The sequence below is a fragment of the Algibacter mikhailovii genome (assembly GCF_014651495.1).
In the GTDB taxonomy this organism is placed as follows: domain Bacteria; phylum Bacteroidota; class Bacteroidia; order Flavobacteriales; family Flavobacteriaceae; genus Algibacter_E; species Algibacter_E mikhailovii.
In genome coordinates this window covers 270,616-284,393 of sequence record NZ_BMWZ01000002.1, presented here as the reverse complement: position 1 = coordinate 284,393, position 13,778 = coordinate 270,616, and the positions used below count along the sequence as shown (strand labels likewise).

At 34.5% G+C, this 13,778-nt stretch carries 8 protein-coding genes; all 8 read left to right on the top strand.

Translation table 11 applies throughout. The annotated features are described in order from the left end of the window. Positions 1 to 2 precede the first annotated feature (2 nt). Complete coding sequence (sov, locus tag IE051_RS04655) at positions 3 to 7,238, top strand: T9SS outer membrane translocon Sov/SprA (RefSeq protein ID WP_189359613.1); 7,236 nt, start codon at positions 3 to 5, stop codon at positions 7,236 to 7,238. A 190-nt stretch (positions 7,239 to 7,428) separates the two neighbouring features. Further along, positions 7,429 to 7,809: a glycine cleavage system protein GcvH gene (gene gcvH, locus IE051_RS04650; RefSeq protein ID WP_189359612.1), complete on the top strand. Its 381-nt coding sequence runs from the start codon at positions 7,429 to 7,431 to the stop codon at positions 7,807 to 7,809. Then, complete coding sequence (locus tag IE051_RS04645; RefSeq protein ID WP_189359611.1) at positions 7,802 to 8,179, top strand: VanZ family protein; 378 nt, start codon at positions 7,802 to 7,804, stop codon at positions 8,177 to 8,179. The genes gcvH and IE051_RS04645 overlap by 8 nt, the downstream gene beginning before the upstream one ends. 61 nt (positions 8,180 to 8,240) lie before the next feature. Further along, complete coding sequence (locus IE051_RS04640) at positions 8,241 to 8,960, top strand: energy transducer TonB (protein ID WP_189359610.1); 720 nt, start codon at positions 8,241 to 8,243, stop codon at positions 8,958 to 8,960. 135 nt (positions 8,961 to 9,095) lie between these two features. Then, a complete protein-coding gene (locus IE051_RS04635) occupies positions 9,096 to 9,884 on the top strand; it encodes an energy transducer TonB (protein WP_189359609.1) in 789 nt (262 codons plus the stop codon). A gap of 189 nt (positions 9,885 to 10,073) precedes the next feature. Continuing rightward, positions 10,074 to 12,173, top strand: a complete 2,100-nt coding sequence (gene remB / locus IE051_RS04630; RefSeq protein WP_189359608.1) for a gliding motility outer membrane protein RemB — start codon at positions 10,074 to 10,076, stop codon at positions 12,171 to 12,173. A gap of 109 nt (positions 12,174 to 12,282) precedes the next feature. Next, entirely contained in the window at positions 12,283 to 13,176 is an 894-nt protein-coding gene (cyoE, locus tag IE051_RS04625; RefSeq protein WP_189359607.1) for a heme o synthase, read from the top strand. A gap of 2 nt (positions 13,177 to 13,178) precedes the next feature. Beyond that, complete coding sequence (locus IE051_RS04620) at positions 13,179 to 13,760, top strand: cytochrome c oxidase subunit 3 (RefSeq protein WP_189359606.1); 582 nt, start codon at positions 13,179 to 13,181, stop codon at positions 13,758 to 13,760. Positions 13,761 to 13,778: the final 18 nt, after the last annotated feature.

Sequence of the window (13,778 nt, the reverse complement as noted above, 5' to 3'; positions counted from 1 at the left end):
TTTTGAACTTAACTAACCTTAAATCTAAAATAGCAATTACACGAATAGCGCTAATCGTTTTCGTTTTTTGTTATTCTATAGCATCTTGGTCGCAACAAACGCCGCAAGATTCGGTTAGGACAGGTTATAATTTAGGAAGGTTAAAAACACCAAACCCAAACAGTATAGAGTCAAAATACAGGTATGACCCTATTACAGATCGATATATTTATACAGAATCCATAGGTGGTTTTAACATTAATTATCCTGTTATTTTATCCCCCAAGGAATATTATGCGTTAGTGGCACAAGAGAATCAAAGGCTTTATTATAAAGAAAAAATAGATGCTTTTGATGGAAAAAAAGAAGGGGCTGAAGATGCAAGAAAAAATTTATTGCCTGAGTTTTATGTGAAATCCGGTTTATTTGAATCTATTTTTGGTGGTAATACTATTGAGGTGATACCACAAGGATCTGTTGAAATGGATTTAGGCGTTTTGTACTCAAAACAGGATAATCCAGCATTTTCTCCCAGAAATAGAACAAATTTTACTTTTGATTTTGATCAACGTATCAGTCTTAGTTTAGTTGGTAAGGTTGGAACAAGACTTCAGATTAATGCGAATTATGATACGCAATCCACTTTTGATTTTCAAAACCTTATTAAGTTAGAATATACACCAACAGAAGATGATATTGTACAGAAAATTGAGGTAGGTAACGTAAGTATGCCATTAAATAGCTCTTTAATTACAGGAGCTCAAAGTCTATTTGGTGTAAAAGCCCAACTTCAATTTGGTAAAACCACCGTGACAGGGGTTTTTTCTGAGCAGAAATCACAGTCAAATACGGTTGTTGCTCAAGGCGGGGGAACAGTTGAAGAATTTGATTTTTTTATTAGAGAATATGATGAAAATAGGCACTTTTTCTTAGCCCAATACTTTAGAGATACTTATGATGAGTCTTTAAAAAACTATCCGTTTATAAATAACAGAGGTTTGCAGATTACGCGATTAGAGGTTTGGGTTACAAATAGAAATAATAGAACAGAAAATGTAAGAAATATTGTCGCTTTACAAGATTTAGGTGAGCGAGATAAATTGGGTTCTGCGGTAAATGTTTTGCCTGGGGCAACAGAGTTACCAAACAACGCTAATAACGCTTATGATCCTACTATTATTGGGAATGCTGATTCTCAATTAACAGAGGCAGTTAGAGATATTTCTACGGTTCAAGCAGGTATTTTGGTTCCGAATGTTAATGAAGGTTTTGATTATGGGAAAATGGAAAACGCAAGAAAACTTGGCGTTGGACAGGAATATACCTTGAATACGGAATTAGGTTATATCTCATTAAACCAAAGGTTAAATAATGATGAGCTACTGGCGGTTGCCTTTCAATATACTTTAGGGGGTAAAGTGTATCAAGTGGGTGAATTTGCAAATGACGGGGTTGATGCCACAGATGTTGAAACAAATCCAGATGGCGATGTTATTTCAGTTGTCAATTCCAATTTAATATTGAAAATGCTTAAGAGTAGCGTTACTGATGTTGATTTACCTGTTTGGGATTTAATGATGAAGAATATCTATGATACAGGTGCTTATAATTTGTCTCAAGAAGATTTTAAGCTTAATGTGTTTTATAATGAAGCTTCACCGTTAAACTTTATAAGACCTGTAAATGGTGATAGTTTTCCTCTGGATATTAATGGGAATCCTGTGGGACCAAATACAGATGAAAAAGATTTGATTCAAAATACCCCATTATTAAGAGTATTCAATTTAGATAAATTGAATTACAATAATGACCCACAAACTAGAGGGGATGGTTTTTTTGATTTTGTTCCTGGGATTACGGTGATTCCTCAAAATGGAAAGATAGTATTCACCAGTGCTGAACCTTTTGGGGAATATTTATTTAATGTGTTAGGGGGAGGAGATTATGATGATGAACTTTCATATAATGATGATCAGGCAAAGTATGTATATGATGTACTTTATAAGAGTACTAAAACAGCAGCATTAGATGCAGTTGAAAAGAATAAATTTAAATTAAAAGGACGCTACAAGGCTAGTGGGGGTGACGGTATTCCTATAGGCTCGTTTAATGTGCCTAGGGGGTCCGTTAGAGTTACTGCCGGAGGGCGTGTTTTAGTTGAGGGTATTGATTATACCGTTAATTACCAGTTGGGTCGTGTGCAAATTCTAGATGCCGCTTTAAAGGCATCAAATACACCCATTGAAGTGTCTACCGAAAACAATGCTGTTTTTGGACAACAGACTAGACGATTCACAGGGTTAAATGTGGAGCATAAATTTAATGACAACTTTTTATTGGGGGCCACGTTCTTAAATCTTAATGAAAGACCAGTGACTCAAAAAGCCAATTATGGAACAGAATCTATAAACAACTCTATTTTTGGCGTGAATGGTAATTATGCTACAAAAGTGCCATTTTTAACAAGGTTAGCCAATAAATTGCCAAATATTGATACAGATGTAGAATCTAATTTATCTATTCGAGGTGAATTTGCTTACTTAGCGCCAGGAGCTCCTAAAGGAACCGATTTAAATGGAGAAGCAACATCCTATATTGATGATTTTGAAGGTTCGCAAAATGGTATTGATTTAAAATCGCAGCAATCTTGGTTTTTGTCAAGTAGACCTTTGGATTTAAATGTTCAGAGCAATCCTAATGAGGATGAAAATGGTATTCAGAATGGTTTCCAGAGAGCGATGTTAAACTGGTACTCCATTGACCCTATATTTTATAGTAGTCAGCGTCCGGATGGTATAACAGATGAAGATCTTTCTGGTTTATATAATAGCCGTGTTTTTATTAATGAATTATTTCCGAATAGAGATTTAGTACAGGGACAAAACTCAGTGTTGTTTACCTTAGATTTGGCCTATTATCCAGATGAACGTGGGCCTTATAATTTTGACCCAGCAACGGCGAGTGGTGTAATTAATAACCCTCAAGATAGTTGGGCGGGTATTACTAGGCAATTAACATCAACAGATTTTGAACAGCAAAATGTTGAGTATATAGATTTTTGGTTGCAGGATCCATTTCAAGACAATCCTAATAACCCTGGCGGGAAGCTAGTATTTAATCTTGGTAATATTTCAGAAGATGTTATTAAAGATGGCAAAAAGCTCTATGAAAATGGTTTGCCAAAAGATGGTGATATTTCTTTACTGCAACCAACAGTTTGGGGGACTGTAACACCGCAAAACCAATCATTAATATATGCTTTTGATACCACTGGAGAAGAACGTACCAATCAAGATGTTGGTTATGATGGTTATAATGATGCAGATGAAGCTACTGTTTTTGGCGCCAACTTTGGTGAAGATCCAGCAAATGATAATTACACGTACTTTTTAAATACTGATGGTGGGATTTTTGAACGTTATAGAAAGTACAATGGCGTAGAAGGTAATACACCGGATTCATTTTCAAATACAGATAGAGGGGCTAACACCCAGCCAGATGTAGAGGATTTGAATCGAGATAATACCATGAATACTATTGATAGCTATTATGAGTATGAATTGGATGTAAATAGGCAAAACCTACCTACAAGTGTTGCTGATTTTGAAAACATGCCTGATAGTAACCCACTTAAACAATTTTTAAGAGACTATAAGGAAAGACCACGTGAAGTACCTAATGGCGATCAGTTAAATGTAAGATGGTATCAATTTAGGGTTCCTGTACAAGGAGATCATGCCAAGGCTGTAGGTGGAATTTCAGATTTGAGATCGGTTCGATTCACTAGAATGTATGTTAAAGATTTTGTGGAGCCAACAGTGTTTAGGTTTGGAACATTAGATTTAGTAAGAAGTGATTGGAGACGTTTTACAGCGCCTTTAGATAATCAAGCGCCTCCTTTTGATGATACTGTCGAGTTTGCAGTGGGTGTTATTGGTACTTTAGAAAATGAAGGAAGATATCAAAGTCCACCTGGTATAGAACCTGAACGCTTGTTTAACAATAATACGGTGGTACGTCAGAATGAGCAATCTTTAGTGGTTAAGGTTTGTGATTTAGAACCAAGAGATTCAAGAGGTGTTTATAAGAATATTAGCCTTGACATGCGTCAATATAAACGTATGCGTATGTTTATGCACGCGGAAGATCAAGATAAAGTGTCTGGTAATCTAAATGATGATGATTTAGTTGGATTTATACGTATTGGTAATGACTTGGTAGATAACTTTTATCAAATAGAATTGCCTTTACAGGTGTCAACTTCTACATCTAGAGAAGGTCTTTGGCCAGTGGAAAATGAAATCAACTTACCAATAGAAATATTAGGAAAAATTAAGGCTGAAGGCATATCAGATATGTCATTAGGTAATGATGATCCTACCTTTTATGATGTTATAAATGGTGAAGTGATAAAAGTTACAGATCCTTTCTCAGGCTATGTTGCAGGACAGCATCGTGTTGCCATAAAAGGTAATCCTAATTATGGCGATGTAAGAAGCCTTATGATGGGGGTTAAAAATGCAACTACCGGAAAAGAGCTTTGTGCTGAGGTTTGGTTTAACGAATTACGCTTATCTGAATTGGATAATGAAGGTGGTTGGGCAGCTGTGGTAAGTATGGATACTAATATTGCTGATTTTGCTAATATTAGTGCTACCGGGAGCCAAAGCACTTCTGGTTTTGGTTCGTTAGAACAAGGCCCTAGTCAGAGAGCATTAGAAGATGTGCAGCAATATAATGTGGTGACTAATGTAAATATTGGACAGTTACTACCTAAAAAATGGGGTGTACAATTACCATTTAACTACGGGCAAGGCGAAGAGCTTATTACGCCCAAATATGATCAGTTTTATAAGGATTTGACTTTAGATTCAAGAATTGAAGCAGCCGATACACAAGCTGAAAAAGATGCGGTCAAAGAGCAATCAGAGGATTATACAAAAAGGCAAAGTATCAATTTTATAGGTGTTAGAAAAATTAGAACGACCGATAAGAAACCGCGTTTTTATGATGTAGAGAATTTTACGCTAAATTACTCCTATAACAAGGTGGAACATCGAGATTTTGAAATTGAAAACTCCGAAGATAAAAGATTACGCCTAGGCGCCAATTATGCTCATAATTTTAATCCTGTTGAGGTGGAACCCTTTGCCAAGAACGATTCTATATTTATGAATAGATATTGGAAAATATTAAAGGATTTCAATCTTAATTTGATGCCGGCAAGTTTTACAATAAATACAGACTTAAATAGACAATTCAATAGACAAAAGTTTAGAGAAGTTGATTTAACTGGGGAAAATATTGCCATAGAAGAATTGTTTAGAAGAAATTATACTTTTGATTTCCAGTATGCCATTAATTATAATTTAACAAAGTCATTACAAATTAACTTCACTGCGGCAAATAGTAATATTGTTAGAAATTATTTTGTGGATAATGACTTGATAGCCGGAGAGCAAGATCAAACCTTAGATATTTGGGATGGTTTGATGGATTTTGGAGATCCTAATAGACAAACACAAAATTTTGGGTTAACCTATCAAATACCACTTAACAAAATACCAACATTTAGTTTTATTGATGCTACCTATCAATATACGGGTACCTTTTTATGGCAAAAAGGGTCTGATTTATACGGTGATATTGAATTGGATGGCAGGCGTTATGACTTGGGTAATACTATTCAAAACTCTAATGTTCATAATTTAAACACCTCTTTGGATATGAATCGATTGTATAGATACATCGGTTTAACCAAAAAGCCTATTAGTAGAGCAAGAAGTAATGCGAGAACAGGTGTGGATCCAGCCGAATCATCAGATGCTAAGCCAAAAAGTCAAGCAGGATCAAAGATTTTAAATGTAGGTATTGATATTCTAACGTCCATTAAAAGAGTACAAGTCAACTATTCCGAGAATAGTGGAACATTTTTACCGGGATATCAGCAAACACCTGGTTTTATTGGAACGCTGAAGCCATCTTTAGGATTTACATTTGGAGGTCAAAGGGATGTGAGGTTTGAAGCAGCAAGACGAGGTTGGTTAACAAGATTTCCAGAATTTAATCAACAATATACAACTACCAATACTAAGCAATTAGATATGTCTGCTAGTTTGCAGCCTACGCGTGATTTAAAAATTGATGTGGTGGCCAATAGATCGTATCTTGAAAATTATGCAGAAAACTATATTGTAGATGGCCCAGAAGATAACCTCCAATATCAATCGCTGACGCCAAATACTTTTGGTAATTTTAATATCTCAACACTTTTAATATCAACGGCATTTCAAAAAAGTGATGAAGTCAATTCTCAGGCTTTTGAAGATTTTAGATCAAATCGATTGACTATAGCCAATCGATTGGCAAGAGATTTTTACGGAAATGATAATTTTGATAGAGATGAAGAAGGGTATCCATTAGGGTTTGGTAAAAACAACCAAAAAGTACTATTACCTTCATTTTTGGCAGCCTACCAAGGTAAAAGTGCTGATAAAATTACGACTAGAGCATTTAGAGATGTTGCTATTCCTAACTGGGATTTGAAGTATACAGGTTTGATGAAAATTGGTTGGTTTAAAAAGAATTTTAGACGGTTTTCATTAACACATGGTTATCGTTCTGTGTATACCATTAATCAGTTTACAACTAATTTAAATTTGAATTTGAACCCCGACGATCAAGAATACCCTATTCCGGGTTTACCATATGATCAACAAAGTGATGCGGCAAAAGATCAATCGGGTAATTATAAAAATGAACTATTGTATACTAATGTCAATTTAACGGAAATGTTCAGTCCATTAGTACGCATTGATTTCGAAATGAAAAACTCTGTTAGAGTGCTTGCTGAAATTAAGAAGGATAGATTGATGTCGTTAAGTTTTGATAATAATTTAATGACCGAAGTTAAAGGGAATGAATATATTGTAGGATTGGGGTATAGAATTAAAGATCTTAGAATACGCTCAAAATTGGCTGGGCCTTCAAAGCGTATAATAAGTGATTTGAATATGAAAGCAGATGTTTCGGTTAGAGATAATAAAACGATAATAAGATATTTAGATTTAGATAACAACCAAATAACATCTGGACAGACCATTTGGGGGCTTAAATACTCAGCCGATTATGCTTTCAGCAGAAATTTAACCGGTATTTTTTATCTAGATTACACGTTTTCAGATTATGCTATTTCAACGGCTTTCCCTCAAACAACACTAAGATCTGGATTTACAATACGCTATAATTTCGGAAATTAATTGAGGTAACAGAAATTATAACTTTATAAACATATTTTTCTTCAAGCTGGTTCTAATAATCCTATAGGTATTAAGGAGTGCGAAGTGGATAGCTTTTTTTAAAAGACTTGATGTTAATTGTAGGGTTTGTTTTTGAATTTATGTTTTGAATAAATACATTTGTGTAATTAACACTTTTAAAAATAACGAAATGAATATTCCTTCAGAATTAAAGTATACAAAAGACCACGAATGGGTTAAGATAGATGGTGATATTGCTACAGTGGGTATAACTGATTTTGCGCAAAGCGAATTGGGTGATATTGTATATGTAGAGGTGGAAACACTTGATGAAACATTGGAAGCAGATGAGATTTTTGGATCTGTAGAAGCGGTTAAAACGGTTTCTGATTTGTTCTTGCCTTTATCTGGTGAAATTATTGAATTTAATGAAGCTTTGGAGGATGAACCTGAAAGTGTAAATTCAGACCCGTATAACGCAGGTTGGATGATTAAGATTAAATGTTCAGATTTATCTCAAATTGATGGGTTAATGTCTGATGAAGATTATAAAACCCTAATAGGTGCTTAAAAAACTTATACTGATTAGTGCTATAGGTTATACAATAGTATTAGCAACATTAAGTTTAGTACGACTGAATAATCTCCCTGATGGAGGTATTTCGTTTGCCGATAAAATTTTTCACTGCTTAGCATACGCTTTACTAACTTTGTTTTGGTTTGCAGTATGCGCATGGACCCTTAATGTGCGAAAAAAATCAGCTTTTGTTTCTGTTATAATTTTTGCAATACTATTTGGTATAATTATTGAGGTATTACAGCATACGATGACCGATTATAGAGAATTAGATGTTTATGATATTTTAGCAAATACCCTTGGAGTTATGCTTGCATCATTAATATTGTTTTTTAAAAATAGTTTCAGCGTTAAAAACACTTGAACACTTGTTTTTTTGATAAATAAATAGTTATTTTAGCAATCTTTGATAAACGAATTAAATTATGGAACCTAAAAAAAATCCTAAAGCAAATGTTGGACGTAACAGTTCACTTTTCTTTGCCATTGGTTTAGCGCTTATGCTATTCCTAACCAATTACGCTATAAACTTCAAAACATACGATAAATCAGATATTGACATAGGTATGGTTAATATGGAGGAAGAGTTAGAAGAGGATATTCCATTAACTGAACAAATACAAACACCACCGCCACCACCGCCACCACCAGCAGCACCTGAAGTTATTGAGGTTGTTGAAGATGAGGTAGAGATTGAAGAAACGGTAATCGAGTCTACAGAGGTTGATCAGGAAACTGAAATCGTTGAGGTGGAAGAAGTAGAAGTGGAAGAAGTGGAAGAAGATATTGATGTTCCTTTCTCAGTTATTGAAAATGTGCCAATTTTCCCAGGTTGTGAAAAAGGAAGCAATACAGATAAAAGAAACTGTATGTCTAAAAAGATATCACAGTTTGTAAATAAGAAATTTAATACGGAGTTAGCTAGTGATTTAGGTTTGTCTGGAAGACAGCGTATTAACGTAATATTTAAAATTGACAAAACAGGTTCTATTACTGGTATTCGTGCAAGAGCACCACATCCAGGATTAGAAAAAGAAGCAGCCCGCGTTATTGGATTGTTGCCAAAAATGAAGCCGGGTAAACAAAGAGGAAAGCCGGTAAACGTGCCATATTCTTTACCAATTATTTTCCAAGTTCAAGATTAAATAGGATCGAGACATAAGATATCTTAGTTTAGACTAAGGATCAAAAATAAAATCCCGTTACAGTAATGTAACGGGATTTCTTTTTTGGTATGCTTATTGTGTTTTTACCATAATATTAACATTAAATCTATTATTATGAGTAATCAAAAGAAAACTCACGACCTCATTCGGCAAAATGAGCACGTCGTGAAAAAAACACAAAAGCATGAAGCAAATTTACAAAAAAACTCGACCCTTTATTTTCAAGTGGGCTTGATAGTGTGTTTGCTGGCTACATTTGGTTTGTTAGAAATGAAGTTTCAGACGGACGTCCCTGAGGTCGCTCCTCCTTTAGAGATAGAGCCAGCCTATGTAGTTCATATTCCTCTTCTCAAGGAAAAAATGCCATCAAAAGAGACTGTTAAACCACAAAAAAAAGTCAAAAAATCTATTCAGTTTGAAGTCATCCCTGATGATGCTGAAGAACAGCTACCAATAATGCAAGATTCTGAGCCTGTAATAGAGGAAACACCTTTGCATCCAGATGCACTTCCTGACCTGCCTAGTGCTCCAGATGAGGATGTTAATATCCCAATTCATAGAGTTGAAATAGTACCCGTTTATCCAGGGTGTGAAAAAGCTAAAGATAATACGGCTAGAAAGCAATGTATGTCAAAGAAAATAGCAAAACTCATACAGAAAAAATTTGAAGGCAGTGATATTGCAAATAATTATGGTTTAACTGGTAAACAGAAAATTGATGTACAGTTTAAAATTGATAAAACAGGAAAAGTCACAGATATTAAGACAAGATCGCCACATCCCAAACTAGATGAGGAAGCCATTCGGGTAATTCATTATATACCTGAAATGACGCCTGGGAAACAGAGGGATAGAAATGTTGGTGTAATCTATAATTTACCAATTATTTTTCAGGTACAATAATAGGACCTTTTGAATCGTATATTTAGAATTTTCTAAAATCGCTATTAGCTTTATGATAGCGATTTTTGTTTTCTTGATGGTATGAATGAGGTGCTCCTATATATTAATTAATATCAAAGAGGTGGGTTTGAATTCGGATTCTAAAAAATATGGTATCTTGCGTCCCAAAATCAAATCTAAGCCTATAACATGAAGCAATTCATTGTGTTCTTCCTACTTGTTTTTCAATACAATGCTTTCGCGCAGGATAAATATCTGCATGAAAAACCACCCGTTTTTAGTAACTGTGAAAAGGTGGCCATAGATTCATTACAAGCTTGTTTTGATAAAAGTGTGTTTGATTTTATATATACAAACTTTAAAGTCCCTAAGCGTGTTTATGATGAAAATTATAATGGCGAAGTTATCGTGCTTTTTGAAGTGGATACTTTAGGGCAGTTTAGAGTTATTTATGCCGATGCCATTTATCCAGAATTGAAGCAAGAAGCCATTCGAGTTTTTGCTGAAATGCCAAAGGTAAAGCCAGCGACTTACAATTCTAGAAAAACATTTAAACAGTATTCTATACCCATAAAAATTCCATTGGTAAATCAATCTGTTAGCACACAAGATTTGGCTGAGGTTAATAAGAAAACCAAATTAGAAGAGCAGGCGGCAAGAGAATTTGATAGTGTTATTGCAGATAGAAGACTTTTTGAAAATAAGGAATATACCAGTCAGTTGAATATACCTTTTGTTCATAGTGAATATGATAGATTTGGAAGGGCTATGAATGTGGTGGGCGCAAATAGTCATACTGGCTCTAAACCTTTTTCCTATGCAGAGGTGTCTCAATATTATGATTTTAATGCTGAAAAAAAGGCGCTTCATAAAGAAAAAAAATCATGGGGAGGAAGGAAGTTATGGAATGAGCATTTAGTTGAATTACAAGGAAAGGATTATTGGTTTACAATCGATCCCATTTTTGATTTACAAGTGGGTAAGGATACTGATGCAGATTTTAATAGCACGTTTAATAATACCAGAGGAATTGTGGTGCAAGGTGGTCTGGGAAAAAGCTTTAACTTTTACACTACTTTTTTAGAAAGTCAAGGGCGCTTTGCAGATTATGTTAATCGATATGCCGAAAGTTTAAAAGGATTTGGACCAGATCCAGCAATTGTTCCTGGACGGGGTATTGGTAAGCGATTTAAAACCGATGCTTATGATTATCCTGTAGCTGAGGCTTATTTGTCTTTTACCCCTTCAAAATATTTTAATTTTCAATTTGGTCAAGGCAAAACATTTATCGGTGATGGCTATAGGTCATTAGTATTAAGTGATATAGCGAGTCCGCATCCTTTTTTTAAAATAAATACCAAATTCTGGAAAATAAAATATACCAATACCTGGATGTGGTTAAAAGATGTTAGACCAGAAGTGGAACAAGACAAAGCCTTTCTAACAAAATATATGGCGAATCACTATTTGAGTTGGAATGTCTCAAAGCGTGTAAATATTGGTTTATTTGAAACTGTTATTTGGGAAAACTCAAATAATAGAGGTTTTGATATCAGCTATTTAAATCCCATAATTTTTTACAGGGCTGTTGAGTTTCAAAACGGACAAGGATCAGGAAATGCTATTCTAGGAGCTACGGCCAAGTACAAATGGAATGACAACATTAATTTATATGGGCAATTTGTTTTGGATGAATTCTCTTTAAGTGATGTAAAGGCTGGAGAACAAAGTTGGAAGAATAAATTTGCTTACCAGCTTGGTGTTAAGTATTTCAATGCTTTTAAAGTGGATAATCTCATGATTCAGTTAGAATATAATAGAATACGACCATATACTTATTCGCATAATACCATTGTGTTAAATTACGCACACGCTAATGAGTCTAAAGCACATTCTTGGGGTGGAAATTTTCATGAGACCATTTTAATTGGTCGTTATAATTATAAACGCTGGTATGCCAATGCAAAATTAATATACGGGGTTAAAGGCTTTGACTTTAATGACGGTACTGATAATTATAGCTACGGAGGAGATATTTATAGAGATTATAATGATAGACCCTATGATACTGGAGTTAAGGTAGGTCAAGGTATTACTACCAATATTTTCAATGGAAACCTACAGGCTGGTTATTTGGTAAATCCGGCGTCTAATTTGAAGATTTTTGCTGATTTCACGTATCGGGATTTTAATCCGGAAGCAAATACAGCAACGACCTTTAAAAACAGTACGACCTGGATAAGTTTTGGCGTTAGAAATGACCTCTTTAATTGGTATTTTGATTTTTAATAATCAGGTTTTTCTTTGATGTTAGTTTTTTGCTTTAATCGTATTGCTAAAATGCTTTTATAGAGTATCTTTGCACTCGCAATATAAAAGCCTTTAAGGAAAAACAACATTGAGTAACGCAAATTCTTCATTAGCAACACCTTCTGTGATTTCAGATTTTAAGGAAATCACTAAAATGCGCTTATCTTTAAGTGTTGTGTTTTCATCACTTGCAGGTTATTTATTGGGTGTGGATGTTATTGATTTTAAAGTTTTGGCCCTTTTAGCCTTAGGGGGGTATTTTATGGTAGGTGCTTCAAATGCATTTAATCAAATTATTGAAAAAGATTTAGATGCTTTAATGAGTAGAACTAGAAATAGACCAATTCCTTCAGGGCGTATGTCTGTCAATACTGCTTTTATTATTGCATCGGTTTTTACGCTACTAGGCATTATAATTTTGTACACCATCAATAAGCAAACGGCTATGTTTGGTGCTATCTCAATATTCTTATACACTTGTGCCTATACACCTTTAAAAACAAAGACGCCTCTTGCTGTTTTTGTTGGTGCTATTCCGGGGGCTATTCCTTTTATGTTGGGTTGGGTGGCTGCCACGAATGATTTTGGAATCGAACCGGGGACATTATTTGCTTTACAGTTTTTCTGGCAATTCCCTCATTTTTGGGCTATTGGTTGGTTTTTATTTGACGATTATAAAAAAGGTGGTTTTTTTATGCTGCCTACAGGGAAACAAGATAGAGGTACTGCAGTACAAATTATTATGTATTCCATTTGGACATTGATCGTGTCTATTATCCCAGTTTTTGGATTTACAGGAAAATTACAGTTATCTATTATTGCTGCAGGCGTTGTTTTTGTGCTGGGCTTGGGTATGTTGCATTATGCAATAAGACTGTTTAAAGTAATGACTGAAAAGGCTGCTCGGCAATTGATGCTTGTTAGCGTTTCGTATATAACATTGGTACAGATAGTGTACGTTATAGATAAATTTATAAGATAATCATGGATTTAACTCAAGGAACAAAGGAAGAAAAAAACGGCAGAGCAAAAAAAATGATGCTTTGGTTTGGTATTATTTCTTTAGTGATGTCTTTTGCAGGTTGGACTAGTGCTTTTGTAGTGAGTAGTTCAAGGCCTGATTGGTTAAAGGATTTTCAGTTGCCAAACGCGTTTATCATAAGCACGGTAGTTATTGTTATTAGTAGTATAAGTTTTTTACTGGCAAAAAAGGCGCTGAAAGCTTCAAATTATAAGGCCACGACACTCTGGTTGATATTGACTTTTATTTTAGGGTTGGTTTTTATTTATAATCAATTTGCGGGCTTTCAACAAATAATCAATTTAGGCTATAACTTTACTGGACCCACTAGTAATGTGACGATGTCTTATATCTATTTAATTGCCGTTGTTCATGTTCTCCATGTTGTAGTTGGGCTTATTTGTCTTTTAGTTGTAATTTATAATCATTTTAAACAGAAGTATACGGCAACAAACATGTTAGGGTTTGAATTGGCAGCAACTTTTTGGCATTTTATTGATATACTTTGGGTTTACCTCTTCCTGTTTTTATATTTTGTGAGATAATATCAATTATCCAAATGT

Bases quoted from the DNA above. Each gene is read 5' to 3' on its own strand.
- IE051_RS04635 (WP_189359609.1), top strand. From the start codon at position 9,096: ATGAGTAATCAAAAGAAAACTCACGACCTCATTCGGCAAAATGAGCAC.
- IE051_RS04620 (WP_189359606.1), top strand. From the start codon at position 13,179: ATGGATTTAACTCAAGGAACAAAGGAAGAAAAAAACGGCAGAGCAAAA.
- IE051_RS04640 (WP_189359610.1), top strand. From the start codon at position 8,241: ATGGAACCTAAAAAAAATCCTAAAGCAAATGTTGGACGTAACAGTTCA.
- remB (WP_189359608.1), top strand. From the start codon at position 10,074: ATGAAGCAATTCATTGTGTTCTTCCTACTTGTTTTTCAATACAATGCT.
- gcvH (WP_189359612.1), top strand. From the start codon at position 7,429: ATGAATATTCCTTCAGAATTAAAGTATACAAAAGACCACGAATGGGTT.